Annotated in this window: 33 protein-coding genes; 29 read left to right on the forward strand and 4 right to left on the reverse strand. The window is 63.6% G+C overall.

What is annotated here, in order from left to right:
• Positions 1-30 precede the first annotated feature (30 nt).
• The 5 genes from rpsJ (at position 31) to B9Y97_RS10055 (ending at position 2,971) form a co-directional block, all read left to right on the forward strand.
• The gene (gene rpsJ, locus B9Y97_RS10035; RefSeq protein WP_085526602.1) at positions 31-345 is read left to right on the forward strand and encodes a 30S ribosomal protein S10; all 315 of its coding nucleotides are present in this window, start codon (positions 31-33) and stop codon (positions 343-345) included.
• Positions 346-359: 14 nt separating this feature from the next.
• Positions 360-1,091: a 50S ribosomal protein L3 gene (rplC, locus tag B9Y97_RS10040; RefSeq protein ID WP_085526603.1), complete on the forward strand. Its 732-nt coding sequence runs from the start codon at positions 360-362 to the stop codon at positions 1,089-1,091.
• Positions 1,088-1,705, forward strand: coding sequence for a 50S ribosomal protein L4 (gene rplD, locus B9Y97_RS10045; protein ID WP_085526604.1), 618 nt, complete (start codon positions 1,088-1,090; stop codon positions 1,703-1,705). The genes rplC and rplD overlap by 4 nt, the downstream gene beginning before the upstream one ends.
• Positions 1,702-1,998: a 50S ribosomal protein L23 gene (locus B9Y97_RS10050; protein ID WP_085526605.1), complete on the forward strand. Its 297-nt coding sequence runs from the start codon at positions 1,702-1,704 to the stop codon at positions 1,996-1,998. The genes rplD and B9Y97_RS10050 overlap by 4 nt, the downstream gene beginning before the upstream one ends.
• Positions 1,999-2,230: 232 nt before the next feature.
• Entirely contained in the window at positions 2,231-2,971 is a 741-nt protein-coding gene (locus tag B9Y97_RS10055) for a L,D-transpeptidase (protein WP_085526606.1), read from the forward strand.
• 10 nt (positions 2,972-2,981) lie between these two features.
• On the opposite strand, the gene B9Y97_RS10060 is transcribed toward B9Y97_RS10055, so the two are convergent.
• Positions 2,982-3,266: a hypothetical protein gene (locus B9Y97_RS10060; protein WP_085526607.1), complete on the reverse strand. Its 285-nt coding sequence runs from the start codon at positions 3,264-3,266 to the stop codon at positions 2,982-2,984.
• Positions 3,267-3,599: 333 nt separating this feature from the next.
• Here B9Y97_RS10060 and rplB point away from each other — a divergent pair, with 333 nt between their 5' ends.
• From rplB to B9Y97_RS10090, 6 genes are all read left to right on the forward strand, one after another.
• The gene (gene rplB, locus B9Y97_RS10065) at positions 3,600-4,442 is read left to right on the forward strand and encodes a 50S ribosomal protein L2 (protein WP_085526608.1); all 843 of its coding nucleotides are present in this window, start codon (positions 3,600-3,602) and stop codon (positions 4,440-4,442) included.
• 2 nt (positions 4,443-4,444) lie between these two features.
• Positions 4,445-4,723 (forward strand): 30S ribosomal protein S19, encoded by a 279-nt coding sequence (gene rpsS, locus B9Y97_RS10070; RefSeq protein WP_085526609.1) that lies wholly within the window; start codon positions 4,445-4,447, stop codon positions 4,721-4,723.
• Positions 4,724-4,726: 3 nt separating this feature from the next.
• The gene (gene rplV, locus B9Y97_RS10075; RefSeq protein ID WP_085526610.1) at positions 4,727-5,107 is read left to right on the forward strand and encodes a 50S ribosomal protein L22; all 381 of its coding nucleotides are present in this window, start codon (positions 4,727-4,729) and stop codon (positions 5,105-5,107) included.
• Entirely contained in the window at positions 5,107-5,817 is a 711-nt protein-coding gene (gene rpsC / locus B9Y97_RS10080) for a 30S ribosomal protein S3 (RefSeq protein WP_085526611.1), read from the forward strand. The genes rplV and rpsC overlap by 1 nt, the downstream gene beginning before the upstream one ends.
• Before the next feature lie 12 nt (positions 5,818-5,829).
• Positions 5,830-6,243, forward strand: a complete 414-nt coding sequence (gene rplP / locus B9Y97_RS10085) for a 50S ribosomal protein L16 (RefSeq protein ID WP_085526612.1) — start codon at positions 5,830-5,832, stop codon at positions 6,241-6,243.
• Positions 6,244-6,529: 286 nt separating this feature from the next.
• Positions 6,530-6,910: an ArsR/SmtB family transcription factor gene (locus B9Y97_RS10090; RefSeq protein WP_085526613.1), complete on the forward strand. Its 381-nt coding sequence runs from the start codon at positions 6,530-6,532 to the stop codon at positions 6,908-6,910.
• Here the strand turns inward: B9Y97_RS10090 and B9Y97_RS10095 are convergent.
• Complete coding sequence (locus B9Y97_RS10095) at positions 6,891-7,514, reverse strand: TIGR02466 family protein (protein WP_085528205.1); 624 nt, start codon at positions 7,512-7,514, stop codon at positions 6,891-6,893. The genes B9Y97_RS10090 and B9Y97_RS10095 overlap by 20 nt on opposite strands.
• Before the next feature lie 258 nt (positions 7,515-7,772).
• Here B9Y97_RS10095 and rpmC point away from each other — a divergent pair, with 258 nt between their 5' ends.
• From rpmC to rpmD, 11 genes are all read left to right on the forward strand, one after another.
• Positions 7,773-7,979 (forward strand): 50S ribosomal protein L29, encoded by a 207-nt coding sequence (rpmC, locus tag B9Y97_RS10100; RefSeq protein WP_085526614.1) that lies wholly within the window; start codon positions 7,773-7,775, stop codon positions 7,977-7,979.
• A 15-nt stretch (positions 7,980-7,994) separates the two neighbouring features.
• The gene (gene rpsQ / locus B9Y97_RS10105; protein ID WP_085526615.1) at positions 7,995-8,225 is read left to right on the forward strand and encodes a 30S ribosomal protein S17; all 231 of its coding nucleotides are present in this window, start codon (positions 7,995-7,997) and stop codon (positions 8,223-8,225) included.
• Between the two features lie 67 nt (positions 8,226-8,292).
• Positions 8,293-8,661 (forward strand): 50S ribosomal protein L14, encoded by a 369-nt coding sequence (rplN, locus tag B9Y97_RS10110; protein ID WP_085526616.1) that lies wholly within the window; start codon positions 8,293-8,295, stop codon positions 8,659-8,661.
• Positions 8,661-8,966 (forward strand): 50S ribosomal protein L24, encoded by a 306-nt coding sequence (rplX, locus tag B9Y97_RS10115; protein WP_085526617.1) that lies wholly within the window; start codon positions 8,661-8,663, stop codon positions 8,964-8,966. The genes rplN and rplX overlap by 1 nt, the downstream gene beginning before the upstream one ends.
• Positions 8,966-9,529, forward strand: coding sequence for a 50S ribosomal protein L5 (gene rplE, locus B9Y97_RS10120; RefSeq protein WP_085526618.1), 564 nt, complete (start codon positions 8,966-8,968; stop codon positions 9,527-9,529). The genes rplX and rplE overlap by 1 nt, the downstream gene beginning before the upstream one ends.
• A 21-nt stretch (positions 9,530-9,550) precedes the next feature.
• Positions 9,551-9,856, forward strand: coding sequence for a 30S ribosomal protein S14 (rpsN, locus tag B9Y97_RS10125; protein WP_085526619.1), 306 nt, complete (start codon positions 9,551-9,553; stop codon positions 9,854-9,856).
• A 10-nt stretch (positions 9,857-9,866) separates the two neighbouring features.
• A complete protein-coding gene (rpsH, locus tag B9Y97_RS10130) occupies positions 9,867-10,259 on the forward strand; it encodes a 30S ribosomal protein S8 (RefSeq protein ID WP_085526620.1) in 393 nt (130 codons plus the stop codon).
• A gap of 10 nt (positions 10,260-10,269) precedes the next feature.
• Entirely contained in the window at positions 10,270-10,803 is a 534-nt protein-coding gene (rplF, locus tag B9Y97_RS10135; protein ID WP_085526621.1) for a 50S ribosomal protein L6, read from the forward strand.
• Positions 10,804-10,814: 11 nt separating this feature from the next.
• Entirely contained in the window at positions 10,815-11,174 is a 360-nt protein-coding gene (gene rplR, locus B9Y97_RS10140) for a 50S ribosomal protein L18 (RefSeq protein WP_085526622.1), read from the forward strand.
• Positions 11,175-11,313: 139 nt separating this feature from the next.
• A complete protein-coding gene (gene rpsE / locus B9Y97_RS10145) occupies positions 11,314-11,883 on the forward strand; it encodes a 30S ribosomal protein S5 (RefSeq protein ID WP_085526623.1) in 570 nt (189 codons plus the stop codon).
• An 11-nt stretch (positions 11,884-11,894) separates the two neighbouring features.
• Positions 11,895-12,083, forward strand: coding sequence for a 50S ribosomal protein L30 (gene rpmD, locus B9Y97_RS10150; protein WP_085526624.1), 189 nt, complete (start codon positions 11,895-11,897; stop codon positions 12,081-12,083).
• 78 nt (positions 12,084-12,161) lie between these two features.
• Here the strand turns inward: rpmD and B9Y97_RS10155 are convergent, their stop codons facing one another.
• Complete coding sequence (locus tag B9Y97_RS10155) at positions 12,162-12,803, reverse strand: DUF998 domain-containing protein (protein ID WP_176224342.1); 642 nt, start codon at positions 12,801-12,803, stop codon at positions 12,162-12,164.
• Positions 12,804-12,994: 191 nt separating this feature from the next.
• A complete protein-coding gene (locus B9Y97_RS10160; protein ID WP_085526626.1) occupies positions 12,995-13,459 on the reverse strand; it encodes an MAPEG family protein in 465 nt (154 codons plus the stop codon).
• A gap of 196 nt (positions 13,460-13,655) precedes the next feature.
• Between B9Y97_RS10160 and rplO the strand changes: the two genes are divergently transcribed.
• The 7 genes from rplO to rplQ all read left to right on the forward strand — a co-directional run bounded on the left by rplO (position 13,656) and on the right by rplQ (position 18,942).
• Positions 13,656-14,126, forward strand: a complete 471-nt coding sequence (rplO, locus tag B9Y97_RS10165; RefSeq protein ID WP_085526627.1) for a 50S ribosomal protein L15 — start codon at positions 13,656-13,658, stop codon at positions 14,124-14,126.
• Between the two features lie 102 nt (positions 14,127-14,228).
• Positions 14,229-15,596: a preprotein translocase subunit SecY gene (secY, locus tag B9Y97_RS10170; protein ID WP_085526628.1), complete on the forward strand. Its 1,368-nt coding sequence runs from the start codon at positions 14,229-14,231 to the stop codon at positions 15,594-15,596.
• Positions 15,593-16,234: an adenylate kinase gene (locus B9Y97_RS10175; RefSeq protein WP_085526629.1), complete on the forward strand. Its 642-nt coding sequence runs from the start codon at positions 15,593-15,595 to the stop codon at positions 16,232-16,234. The genes secY and B9Y97_RS10175 overlap by 4 nt, the downstream gene beginning before the upstream one ends.
• Positions 16,235-16,464: 230 nt before the next feature.
• Positions 16,465-16,833, forward strand: coding sequence for a 30S ribosomal protein S13 (rpsM, locus tag B9Y97_RS10180; RefSeq protein WP_085526630.1), 369 nt, complete (start codon positions 16,465-16,467; stop codon positions 16,831-16,833).
• A gap of 15 nt (positions 16,834-16,848) precedes the next feature.
• Positions 16,849-17,238 carry a 30S ribosomal protein S11 gene (rpsK, locus tag B9Y97_RS10185; protein ID WP_085526631.1) on the forward strand — a complete coding sequence of 130 codons (390 nt, stop codon included), beginning with the start codon at positions 16,849-16,851 and terminating at the stop codon, positions 17,236-17,238.
• A gap of 107 nt (positions 17,239-17,345) precedes the next feature.
• Complete coding sequence (locus B9Y97_RS10190) at positions 17,346-18,362, forward strand: DNA-directed RNA polymerase subunit alpha (RefSeq protein ID WP_085528206.1); 1,017 nt, start codon at positions 17,346-17,348, stop codon at positions 18,360-18,362.
• A 151-nt stretch (positions 18,363-18,513) separates the two neighbouring features.
• Positions 18,514-18,942, forward strand: coding sequence for a 50S ribosomal protein L17 (gene rplQ / locus B9Y97_RS10195; RefSeq protein ID WP_085526632.1), 429 nt, complete (start codon positions 18,514-18,516; stop codon positions 18,940-18,942).
• Positions 18,943-19,113 lie beyond the last annotated feature (171 nt).

Below are 19,113 nucleotides of genomic sequence, written 5' to 3' on the forward strand. Positions count from 1 at the left end.
ATACCACCTCTCAACGAAAGGCAAGATAACATGGCGCTTCACAGCCAAAATATTCGCATCCGCCTCAAGGCGTTCGATTACCGGGTGCTCGACGCGAGCACGCTGGAAATCGTCAACACCGCCAAGCGGACGGGTGCCACGGTGCGCGGACCGATTCCGCTGCCGAACAAGATCGAGAAGTTCACGGTTCTGCGTGGACCCCACGTTGACAAGAAATCCCGTGACCAGTTCGAGATCCGCACCCACAAGCGGCTCCTCGACATCGTCGACCCGACGCCGCAGACCGTGGACGCGCTGATGAAGCTCGACCTCGCCGCCGGCGTCGACGTGCAGATTTCGGTCTGAGGAGGGCACCAGCAATGCGCTCTGGCATTCTCGCAAAGAAGGTGGGCATGACCCGCCTGTTCATGGAGGACGGGAAGCAGATTCCCGTGACCGTCCTTCAACTCGACAACCTTCAGGTGGTGGCCCAGCGCACCGCCGAGAAAGACGGCTACACCGCCGTTCAACTCGGTGCAGGCGCGGCCAAGGCCAAGCGGACGTCGCAGGCCATGCGCGGCCACTTCGCCGCTGCCAAGGTGGAGCCCAAGCGCAAACTCGTCGAGTTTCGCGTGAGCCCCGACAACCTGATCGACGTGGGTGCCGAGCTTTCGGCCGAGCACTTCGTCGAAGGCCAGAAGGTCGACGTGTCCGGCACCTCGATCGGCAAGGGCTTTGCCGGTGCCATGAAGCGGCACAACTTCGGCGGTCTGCGCGCCACCCACGGCGTGTCGATCAGCCACCGCTCGCACGGTTCCACCGGTCAGTGCCAAGACCCGGGCCGCGTGTTCAAGGGCAAGAAGATGGCCGGCCACATGGGCGCTGCCCGTGTCACCACCCAGAACCTGGAAGTGGTGCGCACCGATGCCGAGCGCGGGCTCGTCTTCATCAAGGGTGCCGTGCCGGGCTCGCGTGGCGGCTGGGTCACCGTGAAAGACGCGGTGAAGAAGAAGTTGCCCGATGGTGTGCCGCACCCGGCGGCCCTGAAATCGGACGCTCAACCGGCTGTGGAAGCACCGGCAGAAGCCCCCGAAGGAGGCGCTGAAGCATGAAACTCGACGTGATCAAACTGGACGGCGGCAAGGCCGGGTCTGTTGAGCTGGACGAGGCCCTGTTCGGCCTCGAACCGCGCGCCGACATCCTGCACCGCGTGGTCCGCTGGCAGCGCAACAAGGCGCAAGCCGGTACCCACAAGGTCAAGACCCGGTCCGAGACCAGCTACTCGACGAAGAAGATCTATCGCCAGAAGGGCACCGGTGGCGCACGCCACGGCGACCGCAACGCGCCGATCTTCCGCAAGGGTGGCGTTTACAAGGGCCCGACCCCGCGCAGCCACGCCCACGACCTGCCGAAGAAGTTCCGCGCCCTCGGGTTGCGGCACGCGCTCAGCGCCAAGGCGAAAGCCGGCGAGCTGGTGATCATCGAGGCCGCCGAATCCAACGGCAAGACCTCGGCGCTCGCCAAGCAGCTGAAAAGCCTCGGCTGGAAGCGTGCGCTGATCATCGACGGTGCGGAGGTGAACGAAACCTTCGCCCAGGCCGCGCGCAACATTGACGGGCTCGACGTGCTGCCCTCGATGGGCGCCAACGTCTATGACATCCTCAAGCGTGACACCCTGGTGCTCACGAAGGCGGGTGTCGAAGCTCTGGAGGCTCGGCTGAAATGACCGACAAGGCGAAACTCTACGACGTGATCCGCAAGCCGATCATCACCGAGAAGGCCACCATGGCGTCGGAATCCGGCGCGGTGGTGTTCGAAGTGGCGATCGACGCCAACAAACCGCTGATCAAGGAGGCCGTCGAAAGCCTCTTCGGCGTCAAGGTGAAGGCGGTGAACACCACCATCACCAAGGGCAAGGTCAAGCGCTTCCGCGGCCAGATGGGCAAGCGGAAAGACGTCAAGAAGGCCTACGTGACGCTTGAAGAAGGCAACACGATCGACGTGACCACCGGGCTTTGAGCGCGGTGCCGGGACGAACCCCGGCCACGGCAAACAACAGGCCCCTCGCGCAAGCGGGGGGCCTTTTCGGTTTCCCCGATCCTGCCGGGTTGCCTATTCCCAAGCGTCGGTCACGGCGCTCCCGAACGGCACCCAACCGCGCAAACACGGCCATGTGACAGGCTCGCTGCTTGATCTGTTGGCCAACGCGGCCAACACTCTGACTATCCTTTGTAAACGAGAATCGTATCCCATGTTGACCAGACGCCATTTCGTGATCACCTCCGCGGCCATGTTTTCGGCCCCGATCGCCCAGGCCCAGACCGAGGCTGAAGACGGTGCCGATGCTACCACCGGAACCGAGGCCGAAGCCCCGGCCGAAACTCTGCCCGAGCCGGCGCCGCGCGCGCCCCGGACAAACCCGGCCTACTGGGATCGGTGGGATGCGCAGGTTACCCCCGCAAATTACGTGCCCGAAACCACGAACCCCTGGGGATTTCACCCGCGTTTCCTGCCGCAACGGGTCGAGGCGAACCCTGGCCTGACGCCGGGCAGCATCCATGTCGATGCCGTGGCGCGCTATCTCTATCACATCGGCGACGACGGCACGGCAATGCGCTACGGCGTTGCCATCGCCAGGGGCAATCTCTACGAGCCGGGCACCTATACCATCGGGCGCAAGGCGAAGTGGCCGACCTGGACGCCGACGAAAGCGATGATCAAGCGAGATCCGCAATATGAGAAGTATGAGCACGGCATGGACGCGGGCCCCCGCAACCCGCTCGGCTCGCGCGCCTTCTACCTTTACGAGGGCAACCGCGACACCCTGCTGCGGATTCACGGCTCGCCCTATCCCAAGTCGGTCGGCGGGCGTGCAAGCTCGGGCTGCGTGCGCATGGTGATGGCCCATATCAATGATCTCTACCCCCATGTCGAAAAGGGGGCGCAGGCGGTGCTCTATCCGCCGGAAGACCTGGTCGCATCAAAAAGCTGAAAGCGCGGGATCAGCCGGTGGCTTCGGCCGGCCCGGCAGAGCAGATCGGCCGCCCGTTTTTCGCGCGCAGCGGCAGGAAGGTGGTCTCCACCGGGCCTTCATGGCGATAGACGTAGCAGCCATCCGCCGGGTCGATCTTCACCGCAGCGAGGTCCTGGTAGGGGGCGGCGATGGCCAGCACGCCCTCGGGCAATTCCTGTATGAACGCGCCGGAAGGCCCGCCGGAGCCGCCCGTGCCTTCGCAGGCCGCCAGAAAAAGGGCCACGCCCCCGAACAACCAGACAGGTTTTCGCATCACTCGTTTCTCCTGGTTTTGCCCAAACAATGGCGCATGGGCGTCCGGAAAACCAGTGGTTTTGATCCCTTTACCCGCAAGTGTGTCCGCAGGCGTCCCGACCCGGCTGCGCCCTGTGGCGGGAATGAAAACTCAGCCGCCGCCAGCCTCACCCGCCACTTGCCACCACACCCCAACCCCGCTATACCGCGCCAGTCACGTGGCCCCGGATTCGTTCCGGGGCCTGTGGTTTATTGAATTCGGGGACCTCCGGGGCCCTATACCCCGCTCCCTTCGGGGGGCTCTAACAGACAGGCGGGGCAACCCGCCGCAAAGCAACGGAAGACAGAAAGCATGGCACTCAAGTCGTATAAGCCGACGACGCCGGGCCAGCGTGGGCTGGTGCTGATCGACCGTTCGGAGCTTTGGAAAGGACGTCCCGTCAAGGCCCTCACCGAGGGTTTGACGAAGAAGGGCGGCCGGAACAACACCGGACGGATCACGATGCGTCGCCGCGGTGGTGGCGCGAAGCGTCTCTATCGTATCGTCGATTTCAAACGTAACAAGGTCGACGTTCCCGCCCGCGTGGCACGGATCGAATACGATCCGAACCGGACCGCCTTTATCGCCCTCATCGCCTATGACGATGGCGAACAGGCCTACATCCTCGCCCCCCAGCGCCTCGCCGTGGGTGACCAGGTGGTCGCTTCCGCGAAGGCCGACATCAAGCCCGGCAACGCGATGCCGTTCTCGGGCATGCCGATCGGCACCATCGTGCACAACGTCGAGATGAAGCCCGGCAAGGGCGGCCAGATCGCGCGTGCCGCGGGCACCTATGCCCAGTTCGTCGGTCGTGACGGCGGCTATGCCCAGATCCGGCTGTCGTCGGGTGAGCTTCGCCTCGTGCGCCAGGAATGCATGGCGACGGTTGGCGCGGTGTCGAACCCCGACAACTCGAACCAGAACCTCGGCAAGGCCGGGCGCAACCGCCACTACGGCAAGCGCCCCTCGGTCCGCGGTGTCGTGATGAACCCGATCGACCACCCGCACGGCGGTGGCGAAGGCCGCACCAGCGGTGGCCGTAACCCGGTCACGCCCTGGGGCAAGCCGACCAAGGGTGCCCGCACCCGCAACAAGAACAAGGCGTCGTCGAAGCTGATCGTCCGCTCGCGTCACGCCAGGAAGAAGGGTCGGTAATCATGTCGCGCTCTGTATGGAAAGGCCCTTTTGTCGACGCTTACGTCCTCAAGAAAGCCGAAAAATCCCGCGAGTCGGGCCGCAACGAGGTCATCAAGATCTGGTCGCGCCGCTCGACCATCCTGCCGCAGTTCGTCGGCCTCACCTTCGGTGTCTACAATGGCAAGAAGCATATCCCGGTGAACGTCTCCGAGGACATGATCGGCCAGAAGTTCGGTGAATACGCGCCGACCCGCACCTATTACGGCCACGCGGCCGACAAGAAAGCGAAGAGGAAGTAAGCCATGGGCAAGGATAAAAATCCCCGCCGCGTGGCGGACAACGAGGCGATGGCGAAGCTGCGCATGCTGCGCACCAGCCCGCAGAAGCTCAACCTCGTCGCCGCGATGATCCGCGGCAAGAAGGTCGACAAGGCGCTCACCGCGCTGACCTTCTCGAAAAAGCGCATCGCCCAGGACGTGAAGAAATGCCTTCAGTCCGCGGTGGCCAACGCCGAGAACAACCACAACCTCGACGTCGACGAACTCGTCGTTGCCGAGGCTTTCGTGGGCAAGAACCTGATCATGAAGCGCGGCCGTCCGCGGGCGCGGGGCCGCTATGGCCGGATCAACAAGCCGTTCTCGGAACTCACCATCAAGGTGCGTCAAGTTGAGGAGCAAGCCTAATGGGTCATAAAGTCAATCCGATCGGCATGCGCCTTCAGGTCAACCGCACCTGGGACAGCCGCTGGTATGCCGACACCAAGGACTACGGCAACCTCCTGCTCGAAGACCTCAAGATGCGCGATTTCATCCGCGAAGAGGTCAAGCAGGCCGGCGTGAGCAAGGTGATCATCGAACGTCCGCACAAGAAGTGCCGCGTCACGATCCACACCGCGCGCCCCGGTGTCATCATCGGCAAGAAGGGCGCCGACATCGAGGTGCTGCGCAAGAAGCTCGCCGCGATGACGGACTCGGAACTGCACCTCAACATCGTCGAGGTCCGCAAGCCCGAGCTCGATGCCCAGCTTGTGGCCGAAAGCATCGCCCAGCAGCTTGAGCGCCGGGTGGCATTCCGCCGCGCGATCAAGCGGTCGGCGCAGAACGCCATGCGCATGGGTGCCCTCGGCATCCGGGTGAACGTGGCAGGTCGTCTTGGCGGTGCCGAGATCGCCCGCACCGAGTGGACCCGCGAGGGCCGTGTGCCGCTGCACACCCTGCGCGCCGATATCGACTATGCGCTGGCCGAGGCGAAAACCGCTTACGGCATCATCGGGATCAAGGTCTGGATCTACAAGGGCGAGATCCTTGAGCATGACCCCTCCGCGCATGATCGCAAGCTCCAGGAACTCCAGGAAGGCCCGGCGCCACGTGGCGCCATGGGCGGCCGCCGGTAAGGAGAGCATAAAATGCTGCAACCGAAGCGCACCAAATTCCGCAAGATGCACAAGGGCCGCATCAAGGGTCAGGCCAAGGGTGGCTCTGATCTGAACTTCGGCACTTTCGGCCTCAAGGCGGTGGAACCCGAGCGCGTGACCGCGCGCCAGATCGAAGCCGCCCGCCGGGCCATGACGCGCCACATGAAGCGTCAGGGCCGGGTCTGGATCCGTATCTTCCCCGACACCCCGGTGTCGTCGAAGCCGACGGAAGTCCGGATGGGTAAAGGCAAGGGCTCGGTCGATTTCTGGGCCGCGAAAGTCAAGCCCGGCCGGATCATGTTCGAGATCGACGGCGTCAACGAGGAGATCGCCCGCGAGGCGCTCCGCCTCGCTGCGATGAAGCTGCCGATCAAGACCCGGACGGTGATGCGGGAAGACTGGTAAGCCGCACTTCGCATCAGCGAATTGCCGGCGGCGTGGTGGAACGTGGTTTCGAAAGAAGTCGCGTGGGCCGCTCCCAGAACGACAACCACGAAAAGGCGGGGTTTCCTCCCCGCCTTTTTGTATGTCCGAAGTTGCACGGCTGCTTTCCTGCGTCTTTCTCGGTCCTTTCCGCCTTGCACCCGATCATAAGCTGACTAAATTGATCAGATATATGATTCATTGGCCCCCGAGACATAACCCCGGCGGGCGACGATGACCGGACCACGATGCAGACACGAGGCGCGCGATGACAACGACAGCAACGAGGCCCGACAACAAACGCACCCTGCGCGCCGCCGAAGCCCTCGCTCCCCATGCCTTCGAGGCATCGTCGCTGCTCAAGGTGCTTGGTCATGAAGGGCGGCTGACGGTGCTGACCCATCTTCGCGACGGTGAAAAGACCGTCCGCCAGTTGCAGGCGTTGATGGCGGCGACCCAGCCGGTGGTGTCGAGCCACCTCGCACGGCTGCGTTTCGAGGGGATCGTGTCATTCCGCCGGGTTGGAAAATCGAGCTATTACGCGCTCAGCGATGACAAGGCCCGCGAGGTTCTGGAGGTGCTCGACCGGGTGTTCTGCCCGGGCTTGGTCGACCGCGCCGACGGCCCCCTCACTCCCACCGATAGTTGAAACTCACCGAAATCCGGTCTTCGTCGTCGGCCATGTTCAGCGGCACCTCGTGCCGCAGCCAGCTTTCCCACAGCATCACGTCGCCGACCTGAGGCACGATATAGATGAAGGTCTGCAATTCCTCGCGCGCGTCTTTGCGACGCGGCGGGGCCGCCATCATCCGCGCCGAGCGCGGGTCTTCCAGCTTCAACGCCGAGGCCCCCTCTGGCACCGCCACGTAGGTGGTCCCCGAAATCACCGAATGCGGATGAATATGGCTGCCATGGGTGCCACCTTCCGGCAGGATGTTGATCCAGAGATCCTCCAGCACCAGCGCCCGTCCGTCGAGATCGAACGCGAGATCTTCCGCGAAGGCCGCCACATGTGCATCCAGCGCCGCTTTCACATCGGCAAACACCGGCGAGCGCCACGGCAGATCGGCGAGCGAGGCGTAGGAGGTGTAGCCCGGATAGCCGTTCTCGGCCGACCAGCGCTGCCCGGCCTCGTCGTCCTCGGCGATGGCAAGGCACTCGGCCTCCAGCGACGCGGGGTCGATCGAGGGCCCGTGCTCGTCAAGCCGGGCGCGGTAAAGGCGGGTCACGAAGAGGGATTTGATATCGGCCATGGTCGCGTGATAGCGCATGGCGCGGGGCAGGGCGAGAGCGCAGTTGTCGCGCCGGGGCGGTTTCAAACCGCTCCTGACGCGGTTTCAAAACCGACTCTCGGGCGCAGCCGCGAAAACCCGCCCAAGGGGCTTGCTTTCCAGTCTGAACCCGCGTATTGCGCAGCCTTCACACGAACTCCACCGGATTCGGCGTGACCTGACCGCTTGCAAAGGCGGATGGCATGGGCGCCCCGGTGATGTTGAGAAAGGATAAGGCGAATGAACGCCAAGGAATTGCGTGACAAGACGCCCGACCAGCTCAAGGAGCAGTTGGCCGAGCTGAAAAAGGAAAGCTTCAACCTGCGGTTCCAGCAAGCCACCGGCGCGCAGGAAAACACCGCCCGTGTGCGCCAGGTGCGCCGTGACGCGGCCCGCGTGAAGACGATCCTGAACGAAAAGGCCGCCGCCGCGGCCGGCGAAGCGTAAGAGGAGGCCTGACAGATGCCCAAACGTATCCTGAACGGCACCGTGACCTCGGACGCCAACGCCCAGACCGTGACCGTGCTCGTCGAGCGCCGCTTCAAGCACCCGCTGCTGAAGAAAACGGTCCGCTCGACCAAGAAATACCGCGCCCATGACGAGAACAACACGTTCAAGGCCGGTGACGCCGTGCGCATCCAGGAATGCGCGCCGAAGTCGAAAACCAAGCGCTGGGAGGTGATCACCGCCTGAGGCGGGGTTCACAACCCGGTTTGATCGAAACCATGGGGTCGTTACCCCAAAGGTCAGGAGAAACCACATGATCCAGATGCAGACCAATCTGGATGTAGCTGACAACTCCGGCGCACGCCGGGTTCAGTGCATCAAGGTCCTGGGTGGTTCCAAGCGTAGATACGCCTCCGTCGGCGACATCATCGTCGTCTCGGTGAAGGAAGCCATCCCGCGCGGCCGCGTGAAAAAAGGCGACGTGCGCAAGGCCGTCGTCGTTCGCACCGCCAAGGAAGTGCGCCGCGAAGATGGCACCGCGATCCGCTTCGATCGCAACGCCGCCGTGATCCTCAACAACAACAACGAGCCGATCGGCACCCGTATCTTCGGGCCGGTGGTTCGCGAGTTGCGCGCGAAGAACTTCATGAAGATCATCTCGCTGGCTCCGGAGGTGCTCTGATGGCTGCGAAACTGAAAAAGGGCGACAAGGTTGTCGTGCTCGCCGGCAAGGACAAGGGCAAGCAGGGTGAAATCTCCCGCGTGATGCCCAAGGACGGCAAGGCGATCGTGGATGGCGTCAACATGGCCATCCGTCACACCAAGCAAACCCAGACAAGCCAGGGCGGCCGGATCCCGAAGGCGATGCCGATCGAATTGTCGAACCTGGCGCTTCTGGACAAGAACGGCAAGGCAACCCGCGTCGGCTTCCGCATGGACGGCGACCAGAAGGTGCGTTTCGCCAAGACCACGGGAGATGCGATCTGATGCTCGACGCTGCGACCTATACCCCGCGCCTGAAGACGCTCTTCAAGGAGCAGATCCGCCCCGCGCTCAAGGAAGAGTTCGGCTACAAGAACGACATGCAGATCCCGCGCCTCGAAAAGATCGTGCTGAACATCGGCTGCGGCACCGAGGCTGTGAAGGACACCAAGAAAGCCAAGTCGGCGCAGGAAGATCTGACCAAGATCGCCGGCCAGTTGGCCGTTGTGACCAAGGCCAAGAAGTCGATCGCCGGCTTTCGCGTTCGTGAGGGCATGCCGCTCGGTGCCAAGGTCACGCTCCGCGGTGACCGGATGTATGAATTCCTCGATCGCCTGATCACCATCGCGATGCCGCGTATTCGCGACTTCCGCGGCATTCCGGGCAATTCCTTCGATGGCCGTGGCAACTACGCCATGGGCATGAAGGAACACATCGTCTTCCCCGAAATCGACTTCGACAAGGTCGACGAGGTCTGGGGCCTGGACATCGTGATCGCCACCAACGCGAAGACCGACGCGGAAGCCAAGGCGCTGTTGAAGCTCTTCAACATGCCCTTCAACAGCTGATTGGCCGGAGGAATTTGATAGATGGCTAAGAAATCCATGATCGCTCGCGAGGCCAAGCGTCAGAAACTGGTGGATCAGTATGCCACCCGGCGCGCTGCCCTCAAGGAAATCATCAACGACCAGGATCGCCCGATGGAGGAGCGCTTCCGCGCCTCTCTGAAACTGGCGAAACTGCCGCGCAACTCGTCGGCCACGCGGCTGCACAACCGGTGCCAGCTCACCGGCCGTCCGCACGCCTACTACCGCAAACTCAAGGTCAGCCGGATCGCGCTGCGCGAGCTTGGCTCGCACGGTCAGATCCCGGGCCTCGTGAAGTCGAGCTGGTAAGGAGAGAAAGATGAACGATCCTATCGGCGATATGCTCACCCGCATCCGCAACGCCCAGATGCGCGGCAAGTCCAACGTCTCCACGCCGGCCTCCAAGCTGCGCGCCTGGGTGCTCGACGTGCTGGCGGACGAAGGCTACATCCGCGGTTACGAAAGCGGCACCGATGCCAACGGCCACCCGACGCTGGAAATCGCGCTCAAGTATTACGACGGCACCCCGGTGATCCGCGAAGTCAAGCGCGTCTCCAAGCCGGGCCGTCGTGTCTACATGGGCTCCAAGGAGATCCCGCAGGTCCGTCAGGGCCTCGGCGTCTCGATCGTCTCCACGCCGAAAGGCGTGATGTCGGATGCCAACGCACGCGCGGCCAATGTTGGCGGCGAAGTGCTCTGCACCGTATTCTAAGGAGGGCCAGATGTCTCGTATTGGGAAAAAACCGGTCGATCTGCCCTCGGGCGTGAGCGCGACCGTTTCGGGCCAGACCATCGAGGTCAAGGGCCCGAAAGGCACCCGCAGCTTCACCGCGACCGACGATGTCACCATCGCGGTGGAGGAGAGCGCGGTCAACGTGACCCCGCGCGGCAGTTCGAAGCGCGCGCGCCAGCAGTGGGGCATGAGCCGCACGATGGTGCAGAACCTCGTCACCGGCGTGTCAGAAGGCTTCAAGAAAGAGCTGGAAATCACCGGCGTCGGCTATCGTGCCCAGATCCAGGGCAACGTGCTCAAGCTGAACCTCGGCTACAGTCACGAAGTCAATTTTGAAACCCCCGAAGGCGTGACGATCACCTCGCCGAAGAACACCGAGATCGTCGTCGAGGGGATCGACCAGCAGCTCGTCGGCCAGGTCGCGGCCAACATCCGCGAATGGCGCGCGCCGGAACCCTACAAGGGCAAGGGCATCCGCTACAAGGGCGAGTATATCTTCCGCAAGGAAGGCAAGAAGAAGTAAGGACGCGAAAAATGGCAAACAGCAAACGAGACCTGTTCGTGAAGCGCCGCCTGCGCGTTCGCAACCGGTTGCGGAAAACCAACTCGGGCAAACTGCGCCTCACCGTGCACCGCTCGAACAAGAACATCTCCGCCCAGCTCATCGACGATGTGAACGGCGTCACCGTCGCCGCCGCTTCGTCGCTCGAGAAAGACCTCGGCATGACCGGCAAGAACAACGTGGAAGCCGCCGCCAAGGTCGGTGCCGCGCTGGCCGAGCGGGCGAAGAAGGCCAAGGTGGAGGAATGCTACTTCGACCGTGGCGGCTTTCTGTTCCACGGCAAGGTCAAGGCGCTCGCCGACGCCGCCCGCGAGGGTGGGCTGAAGTTCTGAGCAAGGCCCGCGCCCCGGCGGGGCGCGGCGCACACGAACCGAGGGGGGCGCCTGCCGCCCTCCCGATGACCCGGGAGCAAAGCCTCACCTGGGTTGGCAACAATCGGTGCGATGCGCACCACGACGAAAGGAATGCCTGATGGCAGAACGTGAAAACCGCCGCGGCCCGCGCCGCGACCGTGACGAAACCCCCGAGTTCGCCGATCGCCTCGTCGCGATCAACCGGGTCTCGAAAACCGTGAAGGGCGGCAAGCGCTTCGGCTTTGCAGCGCTCGTCGTCGTGGGCGATCAGAAGGGTCGTGTCGGCTTCGGCAAGGGCAAGGCGAAAGAGGTGCCCGAGGCGATCCGCAAGGCCACCGAGAGCGCCAAGCGCGCGATGATCCGCATTCCGCTCAAGGAAGGCCGCACCCTGCACCACGATATCGAGGGCCGCCACGGTGCCGGCCGCGTCGTGCTGCGCACCGCCCCGGAAGGCACCGGCATTATCGCCGGTGGCCCGATGCGCGCGGTGTTCGAGATGCTCGGCATCAAGGACGTGGTGTCGAAGTCGATCGGTTCGCAGAACCCCTACAACATGATCCGCGCCACGCTCGACGGCCTCAAGAAGGAAGCCAGCCCCCGCTCCGTGGCCCAGCGCCGCGGCAAGAAGGTGGCCGACATTCTTGGCCACAAGGACGCGGCCCCCGAGGCCGAAACGGCCGAGGCCTGAGGAGAAAGACCATGGCGAAAACCATCGTTGTCAAACAGATCGGCTCCCCGATCCGCCGCCCCGCCATCCAGCGTGCCACGCTGAAGGGCCTTGGGCTGAACAAGATGCACCGCACCCGCGAGCTCGAAGACACCCCCGCCATCCGCGGCATGGTGGCCAAGATCTCGCACCTCGTGGAAATCATCGAAGAGCGCGGCTGAACGGATGCCGGGCTGAACCCCGGCCTGCGTAGGGCGGGGTGAACCCCGCCACCCCGCGAGAGAATTGGAGCGCCCCGGTCAGGACTGGCCGGGGCGTTTCTGCACTTCAAGGGGGGCTGACCTGGCAGATGTTCTCTTCCAGCCGGCAACGGCCAGTGCGAACAGCCAGAGGTGATAGCCTGTCTGGGTCACGATCTCGAACAGCCCGACGAGAGGAACGCTTGCCGCCGCGGCGGCTCCCGCCCCGATCCCGCCTGCCAGCATCAGTCCAAGGCCGCCGATGCCGGCGCGGCGCTCGAACCGGCTGGGCGCGCGCCGCGCAGACAAGATGATCGCGGCGATCAGCAACACTGCCGACGCGCCAACCAGAACGATGTGCCCAAGTCCGATGCCTGATAACGGGGCGCCGGGCGGGTCCATTGGAAAGGCCAAGGCAATCACCGCCATGATCAGGCCGGTCGCGACGATCAGGGCCGCCACACGGCGCCCGAGACCGGCAGGGTCGCGCCAGAGACCGACCCCCATGAGCGCATAGAGCAGCCCGGTCGCGGTCCAGCCGCCGACGACCCAGGCCAGCCCTGCGCTGCCCGGCGCGCCGAGCAGGCTGACGGGATCGGACAGATGCGCATGGTCGGGTTGCAGTCTTCCGCCGATCAGCACGGTGAACAGGTAGACGAAAGGGGCAAGAATGCCCGCGGTGTAAAGGTGCCTGATCGACATCAATGCCTCCATACTTGCGAGTATGAGGCCGGGCGCGTCACGTCGCGTTGATCGGTGTCAAGCACCCGCTGTGAAGCCGGCGGGCCGGACCGAGCGTGCACAGATCGAAACCGAAAATCCATGCGCCTCTTGTGACCCGCCCCGATTGGGTAAGACCCCAAGCAAGCCGACGCTGCGCCTTCATCCGCACCCTACCCCACCACCGCCCACAACACCCACACCGCCATCACCACCACGATCACCGACCCCACCGTGTAGAACGTCGCCCGCACCTCGTGGCTCCGCTTCGTGGCATAGGCCAGTGCGTGCAGCGCGCGGGCCCCAACGAAGCCGAACATCAGCACCTGCGCCAGCCAGAGCGGCGGGGCGGTCAGCACGAACAGCAGCCCCGCCACCCAGAACGCCGGGATGTTCTCCAGATCGTTGCGGTGCATCCGCCGCGAGCGATCAACATAGTCGTTCACTTCGAGTTGTTCGGGGGAGGGGGATCGGTTGATCGGGCCGGCTCGCAGGTCTTCGGGGCTGGCGTAACCTGCGTTCACTTTCATCATGCGATAAACCGTCATCCAGCCTTGCCCCATCACCTTGAGCACCCCGAGCGCGGCGGCGATCGCGTAGGTGACGAAAACCGGGTTTTGCAGGTTCAGCAGGTCCATCGGCACACTCCCCTTGGCAGATGGACCAAAATCGTGGGGCCGAGACCCCCGGCTGTCAACCTTGCGCCCCTCTTGATCCCACCTGCGCGAGCGTCTATACGCCCCCGGTGGACCGCAAAGGGTCCGACTCGACCAACCAAGAAACGCCGCGTTTGCCCATTCGCTTCGGGGGCATTTCCGGCAAAGGAGAAGCGACATGAAACTCAACGAACTGCGCGACAATCCCGGCGCAACCAAAAAAGCCAAGCGCATCGGCCGTGGCCCCGGCTCTGGCAAGGGCAAGACCGCCGGGCGCGGCATCAAGGGCCAGAAATCCCGTTCGGGTGTGGCCATCGCCGGCTACGAGGGCGGCCAGATGCCGCTCTACATGCGCCTGCCCAAGCGTGGCTTCAACAAGCCCAACCGCAAGAAGTTCGCCGTGGTGAACCTCGGGCTGATCCAGAAATTCATCGACGCCGGCAAGCTCGACGCCAAGGGCGAGATCACCGAAGACGTCCTGCTGGAAACCGGCATCATCCGCCGCAAGCTCGACGGTGTGCGCGTGCTTGCCAAGGGCGACGTCACCGCCAAGCTCAAGCTCAGCGTCACCGGTGCCTCCAAATCGGCCATCGAGGCCGTGGAAAAGGCGGGCGGTTCGCTCACCGTGGCGACCCCGGCGGCCGAGTAAGCGCTTGTGGGGGGCGGTTTTGCCCCTTACATGAGCAGATGATTTCCAGCGCCGCCGGGTCGGGGATCGACCTCGGCGGCGCTTGCACGAACAGGGGGCCTCATGGCATCTGCAGCGGAACAAATGGCGTCGAACATCTCCTGGGGCGCCCTTGGCAAAGCCACCGAGTTGCGCCAGCGCATCTTCTTCACCATCGGCCTGCTCATCATCTACCGGATCGGCACCTATATCCCGGTGCCGGGGATCGACGCCTCGGCACTGCGCGATTTCATGGAGCAGGCGCAAGCGGGCATCGGCGGCATCCTGTCGATGTTCACCGGCGGCGCGCTCGGGCGGATGGGCGTCTTCGCGCTCGGCATCATGCCCTATATCTCGGCCTCGATCATCGTCCAGCTCGTCGCCACGATGTATGAGCCGTGGAAGCAGATGCGCAAGGAAGGCGAGCAGGGCCGCCGCAAGATCAACCAGTATACCCGCTACGGCACCGTGGTGCTTGCCACCGGGCAGGCCTTCGCGCTCGCCAATTCGCTGCAGGCGGGCGATCTGGCCACCAACCCCGGCATGTTTTTCGTCGCCTCCGCCGTGATCACGCTGGTCGGCGGCACGATGTTCCTGATGTGGCTCGGCGAGCAGATCACCGCGCGCGGCATCGGCAACGGCATCTCGCTGATCATCTTCGTGGGCATCGTTGCGGAAATCCCGTCGGCCGCCGCCCAGTTCCTCAGCCAGGGCCGCTCCGGCGCGATCAGCCCGGTGGTGATCGTCGCGGTGCTGGTGATGCTGGTGGCGGTGATCGGTTTCGTGGTGTTCATGGAGCGCGCGCTGCGCAAGATCCACATCCAGTATCCGCGCCGCCAGGTCGGGATGAAGGTTTACGACGGCGGCTCCTCGCACCTGCCGATCAAGGTCAACCCCGCGGGCGTGATCCCGGCGATCTTCGCCTCTGCCCTCCTGCTGCTGCCGACCACGATCTCCACCTTCAACACCGGCCAGCAGGGCCCGGTGATGTCGACGGTGATGGCCTATTTCGGCCCCGGCCAGCCGCTCTACCTTCTGTTCTACGCCGGCATGATCATCTTCTTCACCTTCTTCTACGCCCGCGAAGTGAGCTTCAAGGTCGATGAGGTCGCCGACAACCTGAAAAACCAGAACGGTTTCGTGCCCGGCATCCGCCCCGGCAAGAAAACCGCGGAATACCTCGATTACGTGCTCGTGCGGGTCCTTACGCTCGGCTCGATCTACCTCGCCGCGGTCTGCCTGATGCCGGAAGTGGTGCGGTCGCAATGGTCGATCCCGTTCTACTTCGGCGGCACCTCGGTGCTGATCGTCGTTTCGGTGGCGATGGACACGATGAACCAGGTTCAATCGCACCTGCTGGCCTACCAGTATGAAGGCCTGATCGAGAAATCGCAGCTGCGCGGCAAGCGCGGCAAGACCAAGACCACAAAGAAGGGGCCCGCCCGCCGATGAACATCATTCTCCTGGGACCGCCCGGCGCGGGCAAGGGCACGCAAGCCCGCAAACTTGAAAACGAGCGCGGCATGATCCAGCTCTCCACTGGCGACATGCTGCGCGAAGCGCGTTCCTCGGGCACCGAGATGGGCAACAAGGTTGCCGCGATCATGGACGCGGGCCAACTCGTGACCGACGAGATCGTGATCGGGCTGATCGAGGAAAAGCTCGAAGGCGATCACGGCGGCGGCTTCATCTTCGACGGCTTCCCGCGCACGCTCGCCCAGGCCGACGCGCTCGGCGCGCTGCTCGAGCGCCACAACACCCGGCTCGACGCGGTGATCGAGATGCAGGTTGACGACGAAGCCCTGGTGCAGCGGATCACCGCGCGGTCAACCTGCGCCTCCTGTGGCGAGGTCTACAACGATATCACCAAGCCGATCCCGGCCGACGGCAAGTGCGCCAATTGCGGTGGCACCGAGTTCAAGCGTCGGGCCGACGACAACGAGGAGAGCCTTCGCACCCGGCTCATGGAATACTACAAGAAAACCTCGCCGCTGATCGGCTACTACTACGCCAAGGGCGATCTCAGGCCGGTCAACGGGCTCGGCGAGATCGACGAAGTGGCGGCCGGAATCGCCGCCGTGCTGGGCTGAAAAGGGGGCGCGGTGCCAGCCTTGGCACCGGTGCCCCGCTGGCCCTTGACGCCAACGCCAATCCCTACTAAAGCACCCCATCCCGCAAGGGAATCGGCGCTGCAAGGGGTTGCGCACTCCGAACCACGCCAGACCATAATTCAGCTGCGGCCCGCAGGGATGACCCCGGCGGGCTTACGTTGTGAAAAAAGGACCTGGGGCTACGGGTCCGCAACGAAAGGAAGACAGACTTGGCACGTATTGCCGGCGTGAACATCCCGACGCACAAGCGCGTCCCGATCGCCCTCACCTACATCACCGGAATCGGTCACAGCACCGCGAAACAGATCTGCGAAGCCGTGAACATCGACACCGCCCGCCGCGTCAACGAGTTGAGCGATGCGGAAGTCCTCGCCATTCGTGAACACATCGACGCGAATTGCCTCGTGGAAGGCGACCTGCGCCGCGAAGTGCAGATGAACATCAAGCGTCTGATGGACCTTGGTTGCTACCGTGGCCTGCGCCATCGCCGCAATCTCCCCGTGCGCGGTCAGCGCACCCACACCAATGCGCGCACGCGCAAAGGTCCGGCGAAAGCAATCGCCGGCAAGAAGAAATAAGGGGAGGCAAGACAGATGGCTCGTGATAAACGCGCACCCAAGCGCAAGGAACGCAAGAACATCGCCGCCGGTGTGGCGCATGTGAACTCCTCGTTCAACAACACCAAGATCCTGATCTCCGACGTGCAGGGCAACGCGATTGCCTGGTCGTCGGCGGGCACGATGGGCTTCAAAGGGTCGCGCAAATCGACTCCTTACGCCGCCCAGATGGCCGCCGAAGACGCTGGCAAGAAGGCGCAGGAACACGGTGTGAAGACCCTCGAGGTCGAGGTTCAGGGCCCGGGTTCGGGCCGGGAATCGGCGCTGCGCGCGCTCGCCGCGGTGGGGTTCAACATCACCTCGATCCGCGACGTGACCCCGATCGCCCACAACGGCTGCCGCCCGCCGAAACGTCGCCGGGTGTAAGCAATTCTATCGCTCGGGCCCGGGGATTCCCGCGGCCCGAGTCCGTCATTTTGAACCTCGGGCGTTCTGCCTTTTGGACATGGGGCAGAGCAGGTATGGAGGGACGCATGATCCACAAGAACTGGGCTGAACTGATCAAGCCGACGCAACTCGACGTGAAGCCGGGCAACGATCCCGCGCGTCAGGCCACCGTCGTCGCCGAACCGCTGGAGCGTGGCTTCGGCCTCACTCTCGGCAACGCGCTGCGCCGCGTGCTGATGTCGAGCCTTCAGGGCGCTGCCATCACCTCCGTGCAGATCGACAACGTGCTGCACGAGTTTTCCTCGGTCGCCGGTGTGCGTGAAGACGTCACCGATATCGTGCTCAACCTCAAGGGCGTGGCGATCCGCATGGAAGTGGAAGGCCCAAAGCGGCTTTCCGTCTCGGCCAAGGGGCCGATGGTTGTGACCGCGGGCGACATTTCCGAGAGCGCGGGTATCGAGATCCTCAACAAGGATCACGTGATCTGCCACCTCGACGAAGGTGCCGACCTGTTCATGGAATTTTCCGTCAACACCGGCAAGGGCTATGTCGCCGCCGACAAGAACCGGCCGGAAGACGCCCCGATCGGATTGATCCCGATCGACGCGATTTATTCGCCGGTCAAAAAGGTTTCGTATGAAGTGCAGCCCACTCGAGAGGGCCAGGTGCTGGACTATGACAAGCTGACAATGAAAATCGAAACCGACGGTTCGATCAGCCCCGACGATGCCGTGGCCTATGCCGCGCGGATCATCCAGGACCAGCTTTCGATCTTCGTGAACTTCGACGAGCCGGAATCGGCGGGCCGCGAGGCCGAGGACGACGGGCTGGAATTCAACCCGCTGCTGCTCAAGAAGGTCGACGAACTGGAACTTTCGGTGCGGTCGGCCAACTGCCTCAAGAACGACAACATCGTCTACATCGGCGACCTGATCCAGAAGACCGAAGCCGAGATGCTCCGCACCCCGAACTTCGGCCGCAAGTCGCTCAACGAGATCAAGGAAGTGCTCTCGGGCATGGGCCTGCACCTCGGCATGGACGTCGAGGAATGGCCGCCGGAAAACATCGAGGATCTGGCCAAGAAGTTCGAAGACCAGTTCTGAGAAACGCGTCGGGCGGCCCAAGCCGACCGACGTTTGCCATACGTTTTGCCGACATCTGGCAGACCGGCAAAAAACCGGGCACTACAGCCCCAAGGAGAGTCGGTGACACGCATCGCCGGCCAGACAAAGCATAAACGCGAAGGAGAAGAAAATGCGTCACGCGAAAGGCTATCGTCGCCTCAACCGCACCCATGAGCACCGCAAGGCCCTGTTCGCCAACATGGCCGGTTCGCTCATCGAACACGAACAGATCAAGACCACCCTGCCGAAAGCGAAAGAGCTCAAGCGCATCGTCGACAAGCTGATCACGCTCGGCAAGCGCGGCGACCTGCACGCCCGTCGCCAGGCCGGGGCTCAGCTCAAGCAGGATGCCTACGTCGCCAAGCTTTTCGAGGTTCTCGGGCCCCGCTATGCCGAACGCAACGGCGGATATACCCGGGTGCTCAAAGCCGGTTTCCGCTACGGGGACATGGCACCGATGGCGATCATCGAACTTGTCGATCGTGACGAGAGCGCCAAGGGCGCGGGCGACAAGGCGCGCGTCGCGGCCGAGGATGCTGCTGGCTACGACGAAGATTGATCTTCAGAAATTGACGGCTTTAGGGGCTCCGCGCTGACTGGCGCGGAGCCTTTCCTGTGTTGCGCACCGAAACCTGGTCTCGTCAGCAATTCTTTGCGTAGAGGCAAGGCTTCGTGGCAATGTGGGTTGAAGCGCGGCGACGAAACAATCTAGAGTTGTCAATGGCGTCGA

The sequence above is a fragment of the Maritimibacter sp. HL-12 genome (assembly GCF_900177545.1).
Classification (GTDB): Bacteria; Pseudomonadota; Alphaproteobacteria; order Rhodobacterales; family Rhodobacteraceae; genus Sinisalibacter.

Bases quoted from the DNA above. Each gene is read 5' to 3' on its own strand.
- rpsJ (WP_085526602.1), top strand. From the start codon at position 31: ATGGCGCTTCACAGCCAAAATATTCGCATCCGCCTCAAGGCGTTCGAT.
- rplC (WP_085526603.1), top strand. From the start codon at position 360: ATGCGCTCTGGCATTCTCGCAAAGAAGGTGGGCATGACCCGCCTGTTC.
- rplD (WP_085526604.1), top strand. From the start codon at position 1,088: ATGAAACTCGACGTGATCAAACTGGACGGCGGCAAGGCCGGGTCTGTT.
- B9Y97_RS10050 (WP_085526605.1), top strand. From the start codon at position 1,702: ATGACCGACAAGGCGAAACTCTACGACGTGATCCGCAAGCCGATCATC.
- B9Y97_RS10055 (WP_085526606.1), top strand. From the start codon at position 2,231: ATGTTGACCAGACGCCATTTCGTGATCACCTCCGCGGCCATGTTTTCG.
- B9Y97_RS10060 (WP_085526607.1), bottom strand. From the start codon at position 3,266: ATGCGAAAACCTGTCTGGTTGTTCGGGGGCGTGGCCCTTTTTCTGGCG.
- rplB (WP_085526608.1), top strand. From the start codon at position 3,600: ATGGCACTCAAGTCGTATAAGCCGACGACGCCGGGCCAGCGTGGGCTG.
- rpsS (WP_085526609.1), top strand. From the start codon at position 4,445: ATGTCGCGCTCTGTATGGAAAGGCCCTTTTGTCGACGCTTACGTCCTC.
- rplV (WP_085526610.1), top strand. From the start codon at position 4,727: ATGGGCAAGGATAAAAATCCCCGCCGCGTGGCGGACAACGAGGCGATG.
- rpsC (WP_085526611.1), top strand. From the start codon at position 5,107: ATGGGTCATAAAGTCAATCCGATCGGCATGCGCCTTCAGGTCAACCGC.
- rplP (WP_085526612.1), top strand. From the start codon at position 5,830: ATGCTGCAACCGAAGCGCACCAAATTCCGCAAGATGCACAAGGGCCGC.
- B9Y97_RS10090 (WP_085526613.1), top strand. From the start codon at position 6,530: ATGACAACGACAGCAACGAGGCCCGACAACAAACGCACCCTGCGCGCC.
- B9Y97_RS10095 (WP_085528205.1), bottom strand. From the start codon at position 7,514: ATGGCCGATATCAAATCCCTCTTCGTGACCCGCCTTTACCGCGCCCGG.
- rpmC (WP_085526614.1), top strand. From the start codon at position 7,773: ATGAACGCCAAGGAATTGCGTGACAAGACGCCCGACCAGCTCAAGGAG.
- rpsQ (WP_085526615.1), top strand. From the start codon at position 7,995: ATGCCCAAACGTATCCTGAACGGCACCGTGACCTCGGACGCCAACGCC.
- rplN (WP_085526616.1), top strand. From the start codon at position 8,293: ATGATCCAGATGCAGACCAATCTGGATGTAGCTGACAACTCCGGCGCA.
- rplX (WP_085526617.1), top strand. From the start codon at position 8,661: ATGGCTGCGAAACTGAAAAAGGGCGACAAGGTTGTCGTGCTCGCCGGC.
- rplE (WP_085526618.1), top strand. From the start codon at position 8,966: ATGCTCGACGCTGCGACCTATACCCCGCGCCTGAAGACGCTCTTCAAG.
- rpsN (WP_085526619.1), top strand. From the start codon at position 9,551: ATGGCTAAGAAATCCATGATCGCTCGCGAGGCCAAGCGTCAGAAACTG.
- rpsH (WP_085526620.1), top strand. From the start codon at position 9,867: ATGAACGATCCTATCGGCGATATGCTCACCCGCATCCGCAACGCCCAG.
- rplF (WP_085526621.1), top strand. From the start codon at position 10,270: ATGTCTCGTATTGGGAAAAAACCGGTCGATCTGCCCTCGGGCGTGAGC.
- rplR (WP_085526622.1), top strand. From the start codon at position 10,815: ATGGCAAACAGCAAACGAGACCTGTTCGTGAAGCGCCGCCTGCGCGTT.
- rpsE (WP_085526623.1), top strand. From the start codon at position 11,314: ATGGCAGAACGTGAAAACCGCCGCGGCCCGCGCCGCGACCGTGACGAA.
- rpmD (WP_085526624.1), top strand. From the start codon at position 11,895: ATGGCGAAAACCATCGTTGTCAAACAGATCGGCTCCCCGATCCGCCGC.
- B9Y97_RS10155 (WP_176224342.1), bottom strand. From the start codon at position 12,803: ATGTCGATCAGGCACCTTTACACCGCGGGCATTCTTGCCCCTTTCGTC.
- B9Y97_RS10160 (WP_085526626.1), bottom strand. From the start codon at position 13,459: ATGGACCTGCTGAACCTGCAAAACCCGGTTTTCGTCACCTACGCGATC.
- rplO (WP_085526627.1), top strand. From the start codon at position 13,656: ATGAAACTCAACGAACTGCGCGACAATCCCGGCGCAACCAAAAAAGCC.
- secY (WP_085526628.1), top strand. From the start codon at position 14,229: ATGGCATCTGCAGCGGAACAAATGGCGTCGAACATCTCCTGGGGCGCC.
- B9Y97_RS10175 (WP_085526629.1), top strand. From the start codon at position 15,593: ATGAACATCATTCTCCTGGGACCGCCCGGCGCGGGCAAGGGCACGCAA.
- rpsK (WP_085526631.1), top strand. From the start codon at position 16,849: ATGGCTCGTGATAAACGCGCACCCAAGCGCAAGGAACGCAAGAACATC.
- B9Y97_RS10190 (WP_085528206.1), top strand. From the start codon at position 17,346: ATGATCCACAAGAACTGGGCTGAACTGATCAAGCCGACGCAACTCGAC.
- rplQ (WP_085526632.1), top strand. From the start codon at position 18,514: ATGCGTCACGCGAAAGGCTATCGTCGCCTCAACCGCACCCATGAGCAC.